This is a genomic window from Pedobacter humicola (genome assembly GCF_056490705.1).
In genome coordinates this window covers 1-18,400 of sequence record NZ_JBWJIG010000006.1, presented here as the reverse complement: position 1 = coordinate 18,400, position 18,400 = coordinate 1, and the positions used below count along the sequence as shown (strand labels likewise).

20 protein-coding genes are annotated in these 18,400 nt (G+C 38.7%); 10 read left to right on the top strand and 10 right to left on the bottom strand.

Features of this window, described 5'->3' with window-relative positions:
- Nucleotides 1–2: 2 nt before the first annotated feature.
- The 3 genes from AC04Q1_RS11440 to AC04Q1_RS11430 are packed head-to-tail and all read right to left on the bottom strand — an operon-like array spanning nt 3 to nt 1,305.
- A complete protein-coding gene (locus AC04Q1_RS11440) occupies nt 3–323 on the bottom strand; it encodes a hypothetical protein (protein ID WP_478364691.1) in 321 nt (106 codons plus the stop codon).
- A gap of 47 nt (nt 324–370) precedes the next feature.
- Entirely contained in the window at nt 371–667 is a 297-nt protein-coding gene (locus AC04Q1_RS11435) for a winged helix-turn-helix domain-containing protein (RefSeq protein ID WP_478364689.1), read from the bottom strand.
- Nucleotides 668–669: 2 nt separating this feature from the next.
- Nucleotides 670–1,305 carry a hypothetical protein gene (locus AC04Q1_RS11430; RefSeq protein ID WP_478364687.1) on the bottom strand — a complete coding sequence of 212 codons (636 nt, stop codon included), beginning with the start codon at nt 1,303–1,305 and terminating at the stop codon, nt 670–672.
- 376 nt (nt 1,306–1,681) lie between these two features.
- Here AC04Q1_RS11430 and AC04Q1_RS11425 point away from each other — a divergent pair, with 376 nt between their 5' ends.
- The 7 genes from AC04Q1_RS11425 (at nt 1,682) to AC04Q1_RS11395 (ending at nt 8,073) form a co-directional block, all read left to right on the top strand.
- On the top strand, nt 1,682–2,332 hold the full coding sequence (locus tag AC04Q1_RS11425; RefSeq protein ID WP_478364685.1) for an ABC transporter ATP-binding protein: 651 nt from the start codon (nt 1,682–1,684) through the stop codon (nt 2,330–2,332).
- 80 nt (nt 2,333–2,412) lie between these two features.
- Nucleotides 2,413–2,892 carry a hypothetical protein gene (locus AC04Q1_RS11420; RefSeq protein ID WP_478364683.1) on the top strand — a complete coding sequence of 160 codons (480 nt, stop codon included), beginning with the start codon at nt 2,413–2,415 and terminating at the stop codon, nt 2,890–2,892.
- 1 nt (nt 2,893) lies between these two features.
- Nucleotides 2,894–3,502, top strand: a complete 609-nt coding sequence (locus AC04Q1_RS11415) for an HAD family hydrolase (protein ID WP_478364681.1) — start codon at nt 2,894–2,896, stop codon at nt 3,500–3,502.
- 2 nt (nt 3,503–3,504) lie between these two features.
- Nucleotides 3,505–4,995 carry a S41 family peptidase gene (locus tag AC04Q1_RS11410; protein WP_478364679.1) on the top strand — a complete coding sequence of 497 codons (1,491 nt, stop codon included), beginning with the start codon at nt 3,505–3,507 and terminating at the stop codon, nt 4,993–4,995.
- Between the two features lie 147 nt (nt 4,996–5,142).
- On the top strand, nt 5,143–5,409 hold the full coding sequence (locus tag AC04Q1_RS11405) for a hypothetical protein (protein WP_316844574.1): 267 nt from the start codon (nt 5,143–5,145) through the stop codon (nt 5,407–5,409).
- 51 nt (nt 5,410–5,460) lie between these two features.
- Nucleotides 5,461–6,555, top strand: a complete 1,095-nt coding sequence (gene dprA / locus AC04Q1_RS11400; protein ID WP_478364676.1) for a DNA-processing protein DprA — start codon at nt 5,461–5,463, stop codon at nt 6,553–6,555.
- 156 nt (nt 6,556–6,711) lie between these two features.
- Nucleotides 6,712–8,073: a pyridoxal-phosphate dependent enzyme gene (locus tag AC04Q1_RS11395; protein WP_478364674.1), complete on the top strand. Its 1,362-nt coding sequence runs from the start codon at nt 6,712–6,714 to the stop codon at nt 8,071–8,073.
- A gap of 169 nt (nt 8,074–8,242) precedes the next feature.
- Here the strand turns inward: AC04Q1_RS11395 and murA are convergent, their stop codons facing one another.
- From murA to AC04Q1_RS11365, 6 genes are all read right to left on the bottom strand, one after another.
- Nucleotides 8,243–9,568, bottom strand: a complete 1,326-nt coding sequence (gene murA, locus AC04Q1_RS11390) for a UDP-N-acetylglucosamine 1-carboxyvinyltransferase (protein ID WP_478364672.1) — start codon at nt 9,566–9,568, stop codon at nt 8,243–8,245.
- A gap of 91 nt (nt 9,569–9,659) precedes the next feature.
- A complete protein-coding gene (locus tag AC04Q1_RS11385; protein ID WP_478364670.1) occupies nt 9,660–10,346 on the bottom strand; it encodes a DUF4290 domain-containing protein in 687 nt (228 codons plus the stop codon).
- Nucleotides 10,347–10,695: 349 nt separating this feature from the next.
- Complete coding sequence (locus tag AC04Q1_RS11380) at nt 10,696–11,193, bottom strand: SixA phosphatase family protein (protein ID WP_478364668.1); 498 nt, start codon at nt 11,191–11,193, stop codon at nt 10,696–10,698.
- Entirely contained in the window at nt 11,186–12,217 is a 1,032-nt protein-coding gene (locus AC04Q1_RS11375; RefSeq protein ID WP_478364666.1) for a glycosyltransferase family 9 protein, read from the bottom strand. Before AC04Q1_RS11375 ends, AC04Q1_RS11380 begins: the two co-directional genes overlap by 8 nt.
- Nucleotides 12,218–12,325: 108 nt before the next feature.
- Nucleotides 12,326–12,928, bottom strand: coding sequence for a DUF4254 domain-containing protein (locus AC04Q1_RS11370; protein ID WP_478364664.1), 603 nt, complete (start codon nt 12,926–12,928; stop codon nt 12,326–12,328).
- Nucleotides 12,929–13,136: 208 nt separating this feature from the next.
- Entirely contained in the window at nt 13,137–14,813 is a 1,677-nt protein-coding gene (locus AC04Q1_RS11365) for a helix-hairpin-helix domain-containing protein (RefSeq protein WP_478364662.1), read from the bottom strand.
- Between the two features lie 88 nt (nt 14,814–14,901).
- On the opposite strand from AC04Q1_RS11365, the gene AC04Q1_RS11360 reads away from it, so the two are divergent.
- Nucleotides 14,902–15,531: a hypothetical protein gene (locus tag AC04Q1_RS11360; protein WP_478364661.1), complete on the top strand. Its 630-nt coding sequence runs from the start codon at nt 14,902–14,904 to the stop codon at nt 15,529–15,531.
- A 79-nt stretch (nt 15,532–15,610) separates the two neighbouring features.
- Here the strand turns inward: AC04Q1_RS11360 and sppA are convergent, their stop codons facing one another.
- Nucleotides 15,611–17,377, bottom strand: coding sequence for a signal peptide peptidase SppA (sppA, locus tag AC04Q1_RS11355; RefSeq protein WP_478364659.1), 1,767 nt, complete (start codon nt 17,375–17,377; stop codon nt 15,611–15,613).
- Between the two features lie 40 nt (nt 17,378–17,417).
- Here sppA and folK point away from each other — a divergent pair, with 40 nt between their 5' ends.
- On the top strand, nt 17,418–17,924 hold the full coding sequence (gene folK / locus AC04Q1_RS11350) for a 2-amino-4-hydroxy-6-hydroxymethyldihydropteridine diphosphokinase (RefSeq protein ID WP_478364657.1): 507 nt from the start codon (nt 17,418–17,420) through the stop codon (nt 17,922–17,924).
- A gap of 18 nt (nt 17,925–17,942) precedes the next feature.
- Nucleotides 17,943–18,311, top strand: a complete 369-nt coding sequence (locus AC04Q1_RS11345; protein WP_478364655.1) for an Hpt domain-containing protein — start codon at nt 17,943–17,945, stop codon at nt 18,309–18,311.
- Nucleotides 18,312–18,400 lie beyond the last annotated feature (89 nt).

The window sequence follows — 18,400 nt, the reverse complement described above, 5'->3', positions numbered from 1 at the left end:
TTTTAAAAGTTTTGATGATTGAGGTTTAGGGCTAAAAAGCAATAAAGTATGCTTAGAGGAATGTTTAGGAGCATGAAGAACATGATGGCCGCAATTTTTCGCCAGTGATTCTGTTGCCTGAAGCATTCGAGGAGAAGAACAAGAAAGAATACGCCATTTATGACGGTCGCAAAATAAATGTAAAATAGTCCAACGAACATCAGTTCGTTAATTCTTAGCGCAAAGTATGCTAAAAGTATTATGGTGCCGATTGCGGCAGAAAGTGCTGCCATCCACTTACCGGTTTCAATGAGTTTAGGTCTTTTTATTTCTTCTGTTTTCATTCTTAAAAGTGCTTTGAATTTCAAAGTAAATAGTTAAAAAAAATAGCTTATATTTTTTTGATCATTTTTTCAAGTGCATCCAAATGTGCTTTAAAGGCTTGTTTGCCCAAAATTGTAATCGAGTAGGTGGTACTGGTTTTTCTACCGATAAAACCTTTATGTACCTTAATAAATTCTACCTGCTCCAAAGTATTCAGGTGCGAGGCCAGGTTGCCATCAGTTAATTCGAGCATCTGTTTCAGGTCGTTAAAACCAATTTCATCGTTAACCACCAGCATAGACATTACGCCCAGCCTGATCCGGCTATCGAATATTTTATTTAAATCTGCTATCGGGTTCTTCATCCTTACTGACCTCTCTCATATTTAAAATACATTAAAAGACCGTAAACAATGTGCAGCACACCAAAGCCGAAAGCCCAGAAAATTAAGCCATAACCGATATAAAACATACAGATTAATCCAAGTATTACTTCGCAGAAACCCAGATACCGGATATCACTATAGGTAAACTTACTGGCATTGATGAGAGATAGTCCATAAAAAATTAAACAGCTGGGCGCAATAATGCTGTAAGTATTCGGGTGATTGATCAGCAATGCAATAATGAAGAGTCCGCCGGCAACCAAAGGAATCATGAGGTTGATCAAAAGTGATTTCGAGGTTTTATCCCAGATTGGAAGATTATTTTTCTGGCTTTTTCTGTAAGTGAACAAAATACCGCCCGCTAAAGCAATGATCAACACAAAAATGCCAAGTTTGATGAGGTTGAATTCGAGATCCATTTCGCCATCTACCCCATAACCATACCCCCGTTTATTCACAAACTTATCAATCTCATCGTTAGCGAAATATGCACCGATTAAAGCAGTAACACCGGCAAAAACACCAGATAAACCGCTTAAAGAGATAAATCTCGACGATCGGTCCATCATTTGTCTGATATCCTTTAAGGCATTTAATTGTTCTTCTTGATTGCTCATTTTGAAAGTGCTTTGTTTTTCAAAGTTAAATAGAAAATTGATATCTGCAAATCTTTTTTGTTTTTTATTGGTTTGATGTTTAAGATCGGATAGTTAATGGATGATAATTGGTAGTCTTGGTGTTCCTGAGATAGTTAATGATCGATAATCAATAATCAGTTCCCAAAGGATTATTACCTATTTAACCATCCTTAAAGAACTATATCAATTGAGAATAATAATTAATTGCAGTACTCAACGGACTAAAGTCTGTTGAACTACTGGACAATGAACGATTAGGCTTTCAACCATGAACATGACATTAATCACCGATTGACCAAGGTACCAATGACTAATGAACTATTGAACTAACCAACCATTTTACTAAATTTGACGCATGTTAAAAGCCACTGGAATAAGAAAATCGTACGGAAATCTACAAATTTTAAAAGGCGTAAATTTTGAAGTACAAAAGGGGGAGATCGTAAGTATTATTGGGCCATCTGGCGCCGGAAAGAGTACACTTTTGCATATTTTGGGTACTTTGGATAAACCTGATGATGGTGCAGTGGAGTTAAAAGGCACGGTAATGAATAAGTTGAGTGGCGATCTGTTGAGTACATTTCGTAATCAGAATATCGGTTTTGTATTTCAGTTTCACCATTTATTACCAGAATTTAGCGCGATTGAAAATATCTGTATTCCGGCATTTATCGCTAAAACCAATAAAAAACAGGCCGAAACCAGGGCACTCGAACTGTTAGATCTTTTTGGGTTGAAAGATAGAGCGCAACACAAACCCAATCAGTTATCAGGTGGAGAGCAACAGCGCGTGGCCATTGCAAGGGCTTTGATCAATAATCCATCAATTATTTTAGCGGATGAACCTTCAGGCAATTTAGACTCTGAAAATGCCGCGGGCTTACATCAATTGTTTTTGACCTTACGCGATAATTTTCATCAAACCTTTGTTATTGTAACACACAACGAACACCTGGCAAAAACCAGCGACCGCGTGGTAAGCATGAAAGATGGACTAATTGTCTAGGATTAAAAAATCTTATGATTTTAAGAAATATCATTCAATCACTCAAAATTCAATCAATCATTCATTCAAATAATTAAATCTTGAAAATACTCATCACAGGGGGGAATAATGCCAAAGCTTTAAAACTGATGAAAGCCTTTCCCAGCCATTTTATTTTGCTGGCCGATTATGGCGACGTACCAGGCATTATTACTGAAAAATATGCTTTTGCCTCATTAGGTGAGTTAAACAAAGATAGTATTGCGCATATTTTACTAAATTTCTGCATCACAGAAGGTATAGACTGCATCATTCCATTGCACCATTATGAGGTTGAGCCCTTAGCCAAATCAGCGGTTCTTTTTGGAGAATATGGCATTCAGGTTTTGCTGCCAGATGCCGATGTAATTACGGGTTATATCGGCGAAGAAAAAGCCAGTTATCAAAATTTTTCGGTATTTATCCATGGCGATTGTATTTTCTCGAGCGGAAGCAATCCGGTTGCTAAAAAACTACCGCCCACGTTTAATGGGGTATTCGGCTATAATGGTGCCAACGATTTAAAACTTTTTACCCTTTAATATGGAAGCATATCAATACGTTAAAGACAAACAGGTCGTAATTTTTGAGCTAGACGATGTACTTTTTCCGGAAAAAGATTATTTACTGCAGGTGTATTATCTGTTTGCCCAATTTATAGAGTACACCGAACAAAAGGCCGCGCAGCCTATTATCGAATTTATGCGTTCCGAATATGAGAACAGAGGAACAGAAAAACTTTTCGAAAAAACCGCATCTCAATTTCATATTGATACAAAATACGAATACAATTTCGATCTTTTACATCAAAACGCCCGTTTGCCGCTTAAGCTTTTGCTTTATAAAAACATGCTTGAGTTTATGCAGGAACTTGTAGTAGACCGTAAACAGATATTTATTGTAACTGCCGGAAATCCCGAGCAGCAATTGAATAAAATTAAACAAACCGAGTGGAACGGACTTGAGCAATATCTTAGGGTATTCTTTGCCGATGAACTGAATTTACCTAAAGCTGAAATTTTCCAGAACATATTAAACGACAACAATTTATCATCTAATCAGGCGTTAGTTGTTGGTGCAAATAAATTTGATGAGCAACAATCCAAATTAATTAATTTGCCGTATATTGTGTCACTAGAAATTTACAGATAAATATGCTTAGAAAATTTATTTCGCAAAATGCATTTTTGTATGCTTTGCTTGTTGTGGTTGGATTTACAGTATCTTGTAAAAAATCGAATAGTGATCCAGATGGTAACGGGGTGCCACAAGGTACATCTGGAACCCGGGCAGAATTGACCAAGGATTCGATTTACCTGTATGCACAGCAAACCTACTTCTGGAATGTAGGGATGCCAAGTTACGCATCGTTTAACCCAAGGCAGTATGGTTCAAATAATGCTATTTTAGCTGCACTAAAAGCTTTGCCAAGCACAGGCGGGAAAGATAAGTACTCTTTTATTGACGATGGATCGGTTGCCAGTCAACTAGGTGGTGAAGGTGATGACTACGGTTTTGCTGCTAATTTCGATGCTTCCGATCTATTAAGGGTAACGTATGTATACCCAGGTTCTCCTGCTGATTTAAAGGGATTGAAGAGAGGTTACCAGATTACTAAAGTGAATGGTGGCGGAACTTCCAGATCGAGCAGTGCTGATATTGCCAACTTAAATGCTTCAATATTTGGCAATAATCCTTCTATTTCATTAACCTTTTTAAAACCGGGCAATATTGCAGCAGATATTGTGATTAACCGTGCTGAATATGACATAAACCCCGTTTTATACAGTAATACCTATACCATTGGTGCAAAAAAAGTTGGTTATATCGTGTTTAACAGTTTTACCAGCAATGCACTTCCTGCTTTGGACGCGGCCTTTGCAAAGTTTTCAACTGATGGAGCAACTGAATTGGTGGTAGATTTAAGGTATAATGGCGGTGGCTCAGTTTCTACTTCTGAAGCATTTACAAACCTAATCGCTCCGCCTATTCAGAATGGGAAAGTAATGTATACCACCTATTGGACCAAAACCATGCAGGATGGAGCTGCAACTATTCTGGAAAACCAGAAATTCTATGCAAAGGGTAATGATGGTGTAACCAGGCTTTATTCTTACGCTGATTTATCTTATAAACCAACACTAGCGGCCGGAAATCAGGAAAAATTTGTTAAAAGAGGTGCCTTAAATGGTTTAACAAGGGTTTATTTTTTGGTTACGAGAGGTACTGCTTCTGCTAGTGAATTGTTGATCAACAATTTAAAACCCGTTATGGATGTGAAGTTGATTGGTAAAACCACTTACGGTAAACCTGTTGGTTTTTTCTCTATTCGGATTGATAAAAACGATTTATACATTCCACAGTTCCAAACGAAAAACCAATTAGACCAGGGTGATTATTTTTCGGGTATGACCGTTGATAAAGATGTGGCAGATGATCTAACAAAAGACTTTGGCGATCCAGCCGAAAAAATGTTGGCACAGGCTTTATATTATTCTGCTAACAATAACTTCTCAGCACTTGCAAAGGATAATGTTTTAAGCAGCACTTCAGGCGCTACGAGGGTTCAGATAGACGCTGCAAATGAAAAGCTTGATCACGGATTTAAAGGAATGATTGAAACCAGGAAGCTGAAATTGAAGTAATTAACTATAGTTTTTACAAGAAAGGCTGGTTTTGTATTTCAAAACTGGCCTTTTTTATATATTAATTACAAAAATCGAATAAATAAGAGTTGCTTTTTTTCTAAAAAATTGATAAGCTTGTTTAACATTAATCGTTAGAGAGATACCATGCCAATAGAAATTGTAGAAAAGGAACATATTAGCTATTTAAACATCATCAATGCAAAAGAAGATCACACCAATGAATTAAAAACAAAACTTGATGAAGCACAACGGCTGGGTAACGAATTTAAATCGAAAGCCGTGATCACCTTTAATACCACCATTGGTCCAAAGCGTGTTGATACTACAGTTTGGGCCGTTACAGAGAAATATATACAGTTAAAAAACAACATTCACATTCCATTAAAAAGTTTAATCGATATTGATTTTTAAGCTTGCTTGAAGGAAATAAATCATCCCGCATTTATTTAACCTGATCATACTATGAGCACGCTTCACAAAATTGCCTTAACATTTATTAAGTCTATTGGCCCGGTAACGGCTAAAAACCTTCTTGCTTATTGCGGAAGTGCAGAAAAAATATTTTCAGCCCGCAAAAAGCAGCTTCTGGAAATTCCGGGTGTTGGAGAGAAAACAATTGAAGCCATCCGAAGTACCGATGCCCTCGTAAGGGCACAGCAAGAATTGGATTTTGTTGAAAAACATGGAATAGAAGTACTGTTTTTCTCCGATGAAAAATACCCCAAACGGCTAAAAAACTGTATTGATTCTCCCATACTGCTTTATGCTAAAGGTACGGCTGATTTAAACCATCAACGCATTATTAGCATTGTTGGAACGAGAAATGCCACATCCTATGGTAAAAACCTCTGTAAGGAATTGTGCGAAGTTTTAGCGCCATACAATGTATTAATTGTAAGTGGCCTTGCATACGGGATCGATGTAACTGCACATAAAGAATGTTTAGTTAATCATATTCCCACAGTAGGAGTTCTTGGCCATGGCTTAGACCGCTTGTATCCAAAAATCCATCAACCGATTTCACAGAAAATGGTGCTTAATGGTGGTTTACTCACAGAATTTCCAATTCTGACCAATCCCGACCGGACTAATTTTCCGCAAAGAAACCGGATTATTGCAGGTGTAGCAGATGCCACTATTGTGGTGGAAGCCTCTATAAAAGGAGGCGCCTTAATTACTGCCGAAATTGCCAATTCATATAATAAAGATGTTTTTGCTTTCCCGGGCAGAACAAATGATGTTTATTCTGAAGGTTGTAATTTTCTCATTAAAACAAATAGGGCAGGATTGATCAACAATGCCAACGATCTGATTTATTACCTGGGTTGGGATGACGAGGTAAAGGAAAAGCAAAAAGTAGCTCAAACTACCCTTCAGCTTAGTCTCACCCCGAACGAACATAAGGTTGTTAACGCTTTACAAAACGGGCCGCTTTCTATCGACGAACTTTGTATTCAATTGAATATCCAACAAAGCAAATTAGCCATTGTGGTGCTTACCCTGGAAATGCAGGGTATTATTGTTTCCTTACCCGGAAAGATTTATAAGCTGGCATAAGATATTGAAATTGTAATTCGCCCAATAATCAATCTATAATGCCTATCATAATAATAGATTATGCAATAAAATTCTTTAAAAATTTCATTTTCGAAATTATGTTTCAAATAAATATTAGTTTATAAAATACTTAATGCCTTTGCTTAATTTTGTGGAATGTGGTACAATAATATTTTAGAAACCATTGGCAATACGCCATTGGTTAAATTAAATACGATAACAAAAGGAGTTCCGGGAACAATACTCGCCAAGATAGAGACTACCAATCCAGGCAACTCGATTAAAGACCGTATGGCGGTTAAAATGATTGAAGACGCCGAGAAAAGTGGCAAACTTAAACCAGGCGGAACCATTATTGAAGGAACATCAGGTAATACAGGTATGGGTTTGGCCATGGCTGCCATTATCAAAGGTTACAAGTGTATTTTTACCACCACTGATAAACAATCGAAAGAAAAGGTTGATGCTTTACGTGCCTTTGGTGCCGAAGTAATTGTTTGTCCTACAAATGTGGAACCTGAGGATCCCAGGTCTTATTATTCGGTTTCTTCGCGTTTAGAGCGTGAAGTGCCAAATTCATGGAAGCCTAACCAGTATGATAATCTGGCCAATTCGCAAGCCCATTACGAACAAACCGGACCTGAAATTTGGGAACAGACTGAAGGCAAAATAACACATTTAGTAGTTGGTGTGGGTACAGGTGGTACCATATCCGGAACCGGAAAATACCTGAAAGAGAAAAATCCAGATATTAAGGTTTGGGGAATTGATACCTATGGATCAGTTTTTAAAAAATATAAGGAAACAGGCATATTCGATAAAGATGAAATTTATCCATACATCACCGAAGGTATTGGGGAAGATTTTCTTCCGGCGAACGTAAATTTTGATGTAATCGATTTATTCGAAAAGGTTACTGATAAAGACGCAGCTTTAATGACGCGTGATATCGCCCGTAAAGAAGGTATATTTGTGGGTAACTCTGCAGGTGCCGCTATAGGTGGATTAATCCAGTTAAAAGATAAATTAAAACCTGAAGATGTGGTGGTCGTGATTTTTCACGATCATGGGAGCCGTTACATGGGTAAAATGTACAATGAAGACTGGTTAAGGGAACGCGGGTTTTTACAGGACGAAAAGTTAACGGCTAAATCTATCCTGGCTAAAAAAGACAGCACGGAAATTGTAACCTTAGATGCTCAAAAATCAGTACTGGAAGCAATCAATACCATTAAATCCATGAATATCTCTCAAATTCCGGTAACACAACAGGGGATGATTGTGGGTAAAATTGCGGAAAGTGATATTTTAAGTGCTTTGCTGGAAAATCCGGGATTAAAATCTGCTCCGATTTCTGAAATCATGACGGCAACATTCCCGTTTGTTGATCTGAATACATCGATTGATAAAATTTCTTCGTTAATCAATAGAGAAAACTCGGCTGTTTTAGTAGAAGATGAAACCGGGAAAATTGAAATTATTACCCAGTACGATATTATTAATGCGATATCGGGCTAGAATGGAAGACGTGAGATGGATGATGTAGGATGGATGATGGAGTATTTTTATCGTCATTTCGAGCGCAGCCGAGAAATCTTTTAAAGAGGATGACAAGATTCATAAAAAACGCCCGGGTAAAATTTTATCCGGGCGTTTTTACTATATGTTATTTCTCTTTAAGCTAATCTTAGTGGCTCGGTGCATCAGCGTTTACACGCTTAATCTGGGCGCCTAAGGCACGTAAGCGGGTATCGATGTCCTGATAGCCACGTTCAATCTGTTCGATGTTATAAATGGTCGATTTTCCTTCAGCAGATAAAGCTGCAATTAGTAAGGAAACCCCGGCACGGATGTCGGGAGAAGTCATGCTGATTCCGCGAAGTTTATATTTTTTGTCGATACCATTAACTGTTGCGCGGTGTGGGTCGCATAAAATGATCTGAGCACCCATGTCGATCAGTTTATCCACAAAGAATAAACGGCTCTCGAACATTTTCTGGTGGATCAACACGTTTCCTTTTGCTTGTGTGGCCACGACCAACACGATGCTCAATAAGTCTGGCGTAAAACCTGGCCAGGGAGAATCGGCAATGGTTAAAATCGAGCCATCAATAAACGTATCAATTTCATAGTGTTTTTGTGAAGGAACATAAATATCATCGCCACGGCGTTCCAACTTTATACCCAGTTTTTTAAAAACCTCAGGTATTACACCAAGTTCATCATAACAAACATTTTTGATGGTGATTTCAGATTCGGTCATCGCTGCCATCCCGATGAAAGAGCCGATCTCAATCATATCGGGCAACATTCTATGTTCAGTTCCACCTAAAACGGTAACTCCTTCAATCGTTAATAAATTCGATCCAATACCCGAAATTTTTGCACCCATGCGGTTAAGCATTTTGCAAAGTTGTTGTAAATAAGGTTCACAGGCAGCATTATAAATGGTGGTCGTACCTTTGGCTAAAACAGCCGCCATTACAATGTTTGCCGTACCGGTTACCGATGCCTCATCTAATAGAATGTAAGCACCCTGTAAATTGGTTGCATCCACATTAAAGAAAGCTTTTTTGCTATCGTATACGAATTTTGCCCCTAACTTTTCGAAACCGATAAAGTGGGTATCCAATCTTCTGCGGCCAATTTTATCGCCACCTGGTTTTGGGATTGCCGCTTTACCAAAACGTGCCAATAATGGGCCAACAATCATAATCGAACCGCGTAAGCCACCACCTTTGGCCTTAAAAGTATCCGATTCGAAGAAGTTTAAATCAATGTTTTTAGCTTCAAAAGTATAGGTATCTTTATTGATGCGCTCAACGGTAACACCTAAATCGCCAAGCAGTTCAATCAGTTTGTTTACATCCTTAATATCCGGGATATTGCTGATGGTAACTTTCTCTTTGGTAAGCAACACAGCCGATAAAATCTGTAATGCTTCGTTTTTGGCTCCCTGAGGGGTGATTTCGCCTTTTAATTTAATTCCGCCTGTTATTTCAAATGCGTTCATATACTTTTCTTGCTAACCCAGTTGTCATGCTGAATGTATTACAGCATCTATATTAAAGATTCTGAATCAAGTTCAGAATGACGTATGGTTATTAATATTTAGGTTTATTGTTATTGTTCGGCCTGCGATTATTGTTGTTGTTATTGTTTTGACGGTTTTTTCCGTTGTTGTTATTGCTTCTGCCGCGATTATTATTGTTATTATTGTTTTGACGCGGATTTTGTGCCCTAAACTCAACTTTTGCCAGGTTAACACCCTCATCAAGAGATAATAATCCGCCAGACAGGTATTTTAAGTCTTTTATAATCGTATCATCGCTCACATTATCTTTGTTCCAGGTAACATAAGCCATCTTCATAAAGTTTGCAATACCCTGAACCATAGCTTTTTTCTGCTCAGGATTCTCTTCCCGCATGGCTTTCTCGATCAAATTCTCAACCGTTTTTCCATAATGTTTATAAGTAATCCGTTGCTGAGGGTAAGCCAAAGGCTCTGGTTTGATATAAGCATTTTCCAATAAGGGTTTTGGATATGGGCTGTCTACATCAATCTGGTAGCCAGAAATAATGTGTAAGTGATCCCAGAGTTTGTGCTTAAAATCGGCAACATCACGTAAATGTGGTTGCAAAAAACCCATCAGGTCGATAACCGCCTGGGCATATTTATTACGTTCTTCAATGGTTGGTAATTCGCAGATATACTTCACCATGTTTTGTACGTTACGGCCATATTCCGATAAAATTAAATGGCTACGTGTAGTATTATAATCAAAATTCATGTACAGATAAATTAATGGATAAATTTTCTGGCGATACGAATTATGAAATAACCAGAGGAGATGAGGTTATGAATTCACCGAAATGTCTATTGCCAGATTTTCGTTTTTTATATATTCAAAGGTAATAAAATTATTTGATTAGAGATATTCCTATCTAAATTGTGATATTTTTAATTGTTATTTTTATGGAAACGTCTGCCAGTAGTTCTTGGCTTCTTCAGCCCCGTTATTCGCTATAGCCCCGATAAAGGATCGGGGGCTGCCGCTACTACCGGGTTTATTCAACTGAGATTTGTGCTTTATGAGAAACCTTTTCCGTGTAATACGTGTTTCCGTTGCGAATTGCTAATTATACCTCATCACTATTCTTCGGATAATCGAAAAATACCAGTTCTCCCGTTCCCATACTCACCATCTGCCATGAGTCAAAAGGAAAAGAGATTAATACCATACCTGCAGTAGGGATATTGTAAATATCTGCATCGCACAGTTCGTTTGCAAAATCAGTAAAACCGGGGTTATGGCCAAACATCACGATGCGGTCTGCGCCATTATTCAGATTATTGATCACTTTAAGTAAGGCAGCGGTATTGGCTTCGTAAATAGATTCTTCGAATTGGATCTGGTCGATATTGTAAGCTTCAGCAAAATACTTAGCGGTAGATTTGGCTCTTTTTGCCGGACTGCTCACAATCAAATCCGGTTTGAAACCTTTATTTACCAGTCGCTCTGCCATTTCCGGGGCATTTTCCTTGCCGCGTTTATTCAACGGACGGTCGAAATCCTTCAAATCTAAATTTCCCCAGTCCGATTTTCCGTGGCGGACCAGAAGTAATTGTTTAGCCATTTAGTTTCTCCTTAATTTTGTTTACAATAGTTTCAGGCTGTATTAAGTCTATACAGTTTTCAACACCACAGAGGCAAGGTTTGTTTCCATAAATAGAATTTGGGCGTGATGGGTGATCAATCTGGATGCAATCACTTTCCAATTGCCCATAGCCTAAAAACCCCGCCCAGGGATGTGTTGGTCCCCAAACAGAAACAACAGGTATCCCCATCAACGATGCCATATGCATACCTGACGAATCCATGCTCAACATCACATCCAGGTTCGAAATGATGGCGAGTTCCTCTGTTAAATTATAATTGCCAATTAAATTGTGGGTGTTGAGATGTCTTTCTGCCCATTGCTCAGCAATAACCTGTTCTGTTTTACCTCCGCCAAAAATAAAAAGCTCGTAACCAAGATGAGCTATGGCAGCGATTACTTCTTCCATTTTTGCTAAAGCATATACTTTGTAAACATGCTGTGCGAAAGGCGAGATGCCTATTTTTTTTGTGATTTTACCTGTAAATAAACTTTGTGCTTTAGCCGGGATGGCGAGTGGCGATTTATTGATTTGATGGCTAAGTTTAATGTCCAGCCCCAATTCGCGTAAAACATCGGCATAACGCTCTACTGTTTGGCGGAGTGGCTTCAAAATCTTGTTGTGTATACGGGTTAGTGCTTTTTTCTCCGCCCTGCCTTTATCAATTCGCCTGATCTTTAGGCCTGTTATACGGAAGAAAGTAGATATGGCTCTGCTTCTTAAATTATCATGTAAATCGGCTATTGCATCCGGCTTATAGCGGCGAAGTTCCTGATAGAGTTTATATAAACCATCAATTCCTTTGTGTATGGTTTTAGGCTGAATAGGATGGAAGATGAGCTTTGGGATGCCATCAAAAAATGGTTTAAAAGCAGGTCTGCTTACCATGATGAGTTCAACAGATGGGTTTTGCTCAGAAAATTCGCGTAAAACGGAGGCTACCATGGCCACATCGCCCATTGCCGAAAAACGTAAAACGATAATTCTTTTGATTGCGGCCATATGTTTTTAAATAGTTCGTCATTGCAAGGTACGAAGCAATTTTAAAGCTATGGGTTTGAATAGCTAAAGTAGTAGGATTGCTTCGTGTCTCGCACTGACGATTTGTAACTAAACTTTATTATACAACACTGGATTCAAACTCGGGTCGTTGTACATTTTCATTTGTTTGTACACTTTCATATATTTTTTGCCGGCTTCGATATCTGTCAATAATTCGTCGATGCTGGTCGATAGATCAGCACGCTGTGACAAAAGAACATTTAATTTAGTCTGGCATTGTGCGCGGTGTTCTGCTGATGCATTTTCGCGTTCAGCTTCTTCCTGCATGTGGTAAATTTTCAAAGCCAAAATAGAAAGCCTGTCTATCGCCCAGGCCGGACTTTCCGTATTGATTTTAGCATCGGGTAAAGCTGAAATCCCCTGGTAAAGATTTAAGAAATAACCATCAATAAACTCTACCATATCGGTACGCACCTGGTTTTGTGCGTCAATGCGTCTTTTCCAGCTCAAGCCTTCCACAGGATCAATCTGTGGATTACGCACTACATCTTCCATGTGCCATTGAGCAGTATCAATCCAGTTTTTAACATATAAGAGATGCTCTAAACTTTCGGCGTCGTATGGGTTTTCAACCGGATGGTCAATATTATCAAACTTATGGTAGTCTGTAATAACCTGATTAAATATACGGTTGGCAATTTCACTTATCATAGGGGCAAAGATATTAAAAGATTTTTATGGGTGATTACACTGATTATTTCCTTCGGTTTGATTACACAGCTTGTTAGATTACACAGATTTTTTCCTGGCGGTTTGATTACACAGATTAATGGATTGCACTGATTTATTTTTTATAAAATTGAAACAAGGTATTAGAAGGACTGTTTTCGTCTAACGTCTAACGTCTAACGTCTAACGTCTAACGCTTCTTACGCTCAAAATACTCCATGATCTCCTCCAATGAAAAAGCATTCAAACATTTATCAGCGCTTAATCCGCCTTTACGGGCAACTAAAATACCATAATGCATATCGTGGAAACCCTCGGTGCGATGGGCATCGGGATTTACGGAAAGTAAAACGCCCTTTTCTAATGCATAGCGGTGCCAGCGCCAGTCTAAATCTAAACGTAAGGGATTGGCATTGATTTCGATGACCACTTTGTTTGCCGCACAGGCATCAATAATTTTTTTATAATCGATCGGGTATCCGGCCCTGCTTAACAATAAGCGACCAGTTGGGTGCCCTAAAATAGTGGTATAGGGATTTTCGATGGCTTTTAGCAAACGCGTAGTTGCTTTGGCTTCGTCCATGCGCAGGTTACTGTGTACCGAGGCCACCACGAAATCAAATGTTTTTAAAATATCGTCTGAATAATCGAGTGAACCATCGCTTAAAATATCACTCTCAATGCCTTTAAAAATTTTAAATGGCGCCAGTTTTTTGTTCAGTTCGTCAATTTCCTGGTGCTGCCCAAAAACACGTTGTTCATTTAATCCCTTCGCATAAACCGCTGTTTTGGAGTGGTCGCAGATGCCTAAATATTGAAGGTTTAGATTCTCTTTACAATATATAGCCATTTGTTCTAACGTATGCACGCCATCACTCCAGGTAGAGTGGTTGTGTAAACTACCCTTCAAATCTTCGTATTCGATTAACGTTGGGAGTTTATTTGCTTTCGCCAGTTCAATTTCATCAGAATCTTCACGAAGCTCTGGTGCAACAAAAGACAATCCTGCTTTGCTGTAAATTTCTTCTTCATTTAGAAAGGGGCCACTACCGGCTAAGGCTAAAACCTTTTCTACATGTTCGGTATTCCCGGTGAGTTTGAACCATTGTAAGTAGAAACCAGCTTTTTCTACCACATGGATTTTTATTCTAAAACCTGCTTCGGTGGTACAGATGAAAGCATTTTCGGCTTCGATTAGTGAAAGTGGCGCGAAAGCGGGTAAGTTTTGTTTTAGTACATCAATTTGTTCAGTACCGATCACCAGTTCTAGCTCATCGATAATCTCACAGGCACGGCGGTATTGACCAGCGAAACCTAAAAACGCATTTTGATCAATCTTTGCAGTCCAATCAGAAAGTTGTGTAAACAAGGTTTTGGCAAAACCTTCAACCTGGGCATATAAAAACCGTCCATTGGCGGCCAGTTTAAATTCGATGGCATTCTTAATTTCCTCCTGTGTTTTTAAACCAAAACCCTTGGCTTCAATTAACCGATTTTCGTTACAGGCATAATACAACTCGCCTATACTTTCTATTCCGAGGGTACGCCAGATAATAAAAATCTTTTTAGGTCCGATGCCCTTTATGGCCAGCATGTCTACTACACCTTCAGGCGTTTTCTCCAGAATTTCATTCAGCTCTTTTAATTCTCCCGTATGGAGCAACTCAATAATTTTGGAAGCCAGTCCTTTACCAATACCTTCAATTTTATCCAGTTCATCCAAGGGTTTATCCTTTAAGGCAAAAGGCAATTTATCTACTTTAAAATAGGCATTTGCAACAGATTTAATCTTGAAGGGATTTTCTTCATGCAGTTCCATGAGCTGCGATAACAGGCGTAAGGTGCGGGCGATGGTCTTATTTTCCATAAGGGGTAAAATTAGGAAATAATGCCTCAAATTTTTGCCGTGCTCATAAAATTAAAACACAATTTTAGTAAAGCGTTGTTTTACACTCATGAAAAATATAAAATTTGCCCTTTTGAGCTTAACTATAAGTTTGGCGGCTTGTCAATCCGCAACAAAAAATGAGGATAAGCAAACGGATTCGGTAGCCGATACAAGTTCTGCCCCGGTGCAAGCTACTGATGAGCGGTTTTTGGTTGTAGCTGGTCATTCTGTCGGTGAAATTGCGCTTGGAGAAGATATGGAACAGGTTGGCAAAAAACTGGGCCGGCCAAATGCAGGAGATGCCGCTATGGGCAAAGCCTGGGGTATCTGGTATAGCGACGATTCTACCGCAAAGCACCGCAACGAAATTGCGGTATATTCATCCTATCGCGATACCAGTATGCGGATAAAGGATGTAAAACAGATCCGGATTACTTCCAATAAGTTTAAAACACAGGAAGGTTTGTCAACGGGCAGCACTTTGGAAGAAACAAAACAGAAATTCCCAGCTATTGAAAAACTTTCTGCCTATCTAAATGAAGATAAAGATACCATTACGGTTTATGATGCCAAAAAAGATGGAATTGGCTTTGAATTTTTAAAAGGGAAAAGTATTTCTTTAACCGTTCATCCCATAAATATTCCGGTTAACGCGACTTATTTAACCCTGCATCCGGAATGGAAATTGATTGAGTAAGGAAGATGTGAGATTGGAGTCGTGAGATGGATAATTTTATATAGTCCTCGCAGGTTTCGGGACCTGCGAGGACTAACTATTATTTAATAACGGCCTCAAATGGCATTCTGGCCTGAATCCCTGAACTTGCAATTACCTTTTTCATTTGCTGGTAGAGCATGTAATTGTCGCCAAGTTCTTGTTTGGTATAATAGGTTTTAACCTTGTCAGTACCTTCTTCCATTAACGATTTCCATGGATCAATTACATCAGGATATTCTACCACCTTATATTTCTTTAATTTAGCTTTTTTAGCGGCAGCTTTAATCGCATCGTTAAAACTCCCTATTCTATCCGCCAATCCAATCTGAACGGCATCTGTTCCGATCCAAACGTGGCCACCGCCAATACTATCAATATAAGCTTTGCTTTTCTTTCTGCCATCGGCTACACGACTCACAAAGCCGCTATAGATTCTGTTTAATTCGTTTTGGATAATGAATTTTTCGCCAGCAGTCATAGGGCGGTTAGTGGCCATAATATCTGCATATTTACCGGTTTTAACGCCATCAAAGGTAATGCCCAGTTTATTGGTCATGAGGTTTTGAAAGTTCGGTATGATACCAAACACACCGATAGAGCCTGTAATGGTATTCGGCTGAACAAATATACTATCCGCAGCACAACCAATATAATAACCACCAGATGCGGCCACATCACCGAAGGAGGCAATAACCGGTTTTTCTTTTTTGGTTAAAACAATTTCCCTCCAGATTACATCAGAAGCCAATGCGCTGCCTCCAGGAGAGTTTACGCGCAAAACAACAGCTTTGATATCGTCATCCAAACGCGCTTTTCTAATGGCCCTCGAAATGCGTTCCGAGCCGATCTGGTTATCAGAACCTTCACCGCCATTAATTTCACCATTGGCATAAATTACGGCTACTTTATCTTTTCCATCGCCGGTATCGGTGTTGTTTTTGGCGTAATCATTAATGCTTACCGTACGAATATTCTCACCCCTGGTCCTTCCGGATAAACCTTTCAGCTCTTCTAAAATCTGATCTTTATATTTCAGGGCATCAATCATTTTAAAGTTTACCGCATCCTGTGGCTGTTGTACTTTATAATTATCGGCAATGCTGTAAAGACTGTCTTTTTGGATATTTCTACTTTGTGCGATATCGGTTAAGAAAGTATTGTACAAACCACCAACATAAGCAGTAACCTGTTTGCGGTTATAATCGCTCATTTTATCTAAAATAAAAGGCTCTACTGCACTTTTATAATTTCCTACCCGGATCACCTGCATTTCTACGCCCACTTTTTCTAAAGTTCCTTTAAAGAAGGTCAGTTCTGAACTAAATCCTTTAAATTCTAAAGCACCCTCTGGATTTAAATATACTTTATCGGCCACCGAAGCCAGATAATAAGCCCCTTGTGTGTACACCTCGCTATAGGCGATAATTTTTTTATGTGATTTTTTGAAATCAATCAATGCATTTCTCACCTCACGCAAAGTAGCATAACCGGCATTCGGACTGCTCACATTCAGGTAAATACATTTTATATTATCGTCTGTTTTAGCTTTCTGTACCGCTTTTAAAAAGTCGTTTAAACCAATACCATCTTTTTCTTCACCACCAACAATCGGTAGGTTTCCGAATGGATTTTTAGGTGTACGCTCGGTAATGGCCTGATCTAAATTTAAAAACAGTACCGAGTTGTTGGATACAACAACGGTTTTATCGCTATCGATTGATGATATCGCACCCACTACGATGACAAAGCAGATGATAAAGATGATAATCATCGATATGAAAAAGCCCAATATGGAGGCAAATAAATACTTAAAGAATTCTCTCATTTAAATGTTTTAATTTTGTGCAGTAAAGATATAAAAATACATGATGCTTAATAAAGCTTTAGAGTACCATACGGCTTATTTGTTACTGGGTGGGAATTTAGGGGATAGAGAAAGGAATTTAAAACGGGCCATCGACTTGTTAAACGAGAAAATTGGCGAAGTAACAGCGGTTTCCTCTCTTTATGAAACTGCGGCCTGGGGCAAAACCGATCAACCGGCTTTTTTAAACCAGGCGGTGGGTTTACAGACTAATTTAAGTGCAATAGCAGTTTTGGACCTTGCATTAAGTATCGAACAGGAATTGGGTAGGGTAAGAAAAGATAAGTGGGGCGAACGTTTGATTGATATTGATCTTATTCTTTTTGGAGATGAAATCATCAATATCCCAGATAAACTCCAGGTACCGCACCCACATATGCAGAATCGGAAATTTGTGATGGAGCCTTTGGCCGAGATTGCACCAGAGATGGTACACCCTGTATTGGGCAAAACGATACTTTCGATTTCTCAGCTTATTGAAGACCCGCTCGAGGTTAAAAAGCTTTAACATATTAAATTTGATGATATGCAAGATCACCAACAGCCGCTTGATTTTTCCTATCTCATCGAAATGGTTGGTGACGATCCTGCATTTTTAATCGATTTTTTCGAAACCTTTATCAAACAAACGCCGATTTATCTTGGGGAGATGAATGAGGCTTTGTTACATTCGAACTGGGGCAAAGTAGCCAGTTGTGCACATAAAATTAAGCCTACATTCAGTTATATAGGGCGCAATGATGTAAAAGAGTTTGTGCAGACGATTGAACACAATGCAAGGAATATGATTTTTTTAGAAAAAATTGCTATCGATATTCACCGGCTTGAGTTTTTGTTATTACAGATTTACGAGCAGTTGGAGGAAGCTAAAAAAGAAAATCAAACCAGATTATAAAAGAGTAGGAAAGCAAGGTTCTGTTATTATTGGTCCCGATAGTCCTGCTATACATTTCAAGCCGATGAAGAATCGGGCTTTACATTACT

Coding starts and splice junctions, on each gene's coding strand:
- AC04Q1_RS11345 (WP_478364655.1), top strand. CDS start 17,943: ATGCAAGATCACCAACAGCCGCTTGATTTTTCCTATCTCATCGAAATG.
- AC04Q1_RS11410 (WP_478364679.1), top strand. CDS start 3,505: ATGCTTAGAAAATTTATTTCGCAAAATGCATTTTTGTATGCTTTGCTT.
- AC04Q1_RS11365 (WP_478364662.1), bottom strand. CDS start 14,813: ATGGAAAATAAGACCATCGCCCGCACCTTACGCCTGTTATCGCAGCTC.
- AC04Q1_RS11425 (WP_478364685.1), top strand. CDS start 1,682: ATGTTAAAAGCCACTGGAATAAGAAAATCGTACGGAAATCTACAAATT.
- AC04Q1_RS11360 (WP_478364661.1), top strand. CDS start 14,902: ATGAAAAATATAAAATTTGCCCTTTTGAGCTTAACTATAAGTTTGGCG.
- folK (WP_478364657.1), top strand. CDS start 17,418: ATGATGCTTAATAAAGCTTTAGAGTACCATACGGCTTATTTGTTACTG.
- AC04Q1_RS11415 (WP_478364681.1), top strand. CDS start 2,894: ATGGAAGCATATCAATACGTTAAAGACAAACAGGTCGTAATTTTTGAG.
- dprA (WP_478364676.1), top strand. CDS start 5,461: ATGAGCACGCTTCACAAAATTGCCTTAACATTTATTAAGTCTATTGGC.
- AC04Q1_RS11405 (WP_316844574.1), top strand. CDS start 5,143: ATGCCAATAGAAATTGTAGAAAAGGAACATATTAGCTATTTAAACATC.
- AC04Q1_RS11435 (WP_478364689.1), bottom strand. CDS start 667: ATGAAGAACCCGATAGCAGATTTAAATAAAATATTCGATAGCCGGATC.
- AC04Q1_RS11370 (WP_478364664.1), bottom strand. CDS start 12,928: ATGATAAGTGAAATTGCCAACCGTATATTTAATCAGGTTATTACAGAC.
- AC04Q1_RS11430 (WP_478364687.1), bottom strand. CDS start 1,305: ATGAGCAATCAAGAAGAACAATTAAATGCCTTAAAGGATATCAGACAA.
- AC04Q1_RS11440 (WP_478364691.1), bottom strand. CDS start 323: ATGAAAACAGAAGAAATAAAAAGACCTAAACTCATTGAAACCGGTAAG.
- AC04Q1_RS11375 (WP_478364666.1), bottom strand. CDS start 12,217: ATGGCCGCAATCAAAAGAATTATCGTTTTACGTTTTTCGGCAATGGGC.
- sppA (WP_478364659.1), bottom strand. CDS start 17,377: ATGAGAGAATTCTTTAAGTATTTATTTGCCTCCATATTGGGCTTTTTC.
- murA (WP_478364672.1), bottom strand. CDS start 9,568: ATGAACGCATTTGAAATAACAGGCGGAATTAAATTAAAAGGCGAAATC.
- AC04Q1_RS11385 (WP_478364670.1), bottom strand. CDS start 10,346: ATGAATTTTGATTATAATACTACACGTAGCCATTTAATTTTATCGGAA.
- AC04Q1_RS11380 (WP_478364668.1), bottom strand. CDS start 11,193: ATGGCTAAACAATTACTTCTGGTCCGCCACGGAAAATCGGACTGGGGA.
- AC04Q1_RS11395 (WP_478364674.1), top strand. CDS start 6,712: ATGTGGTACAATAATATTTTAGAAACCATTGGCAATACGCCATTGGTT.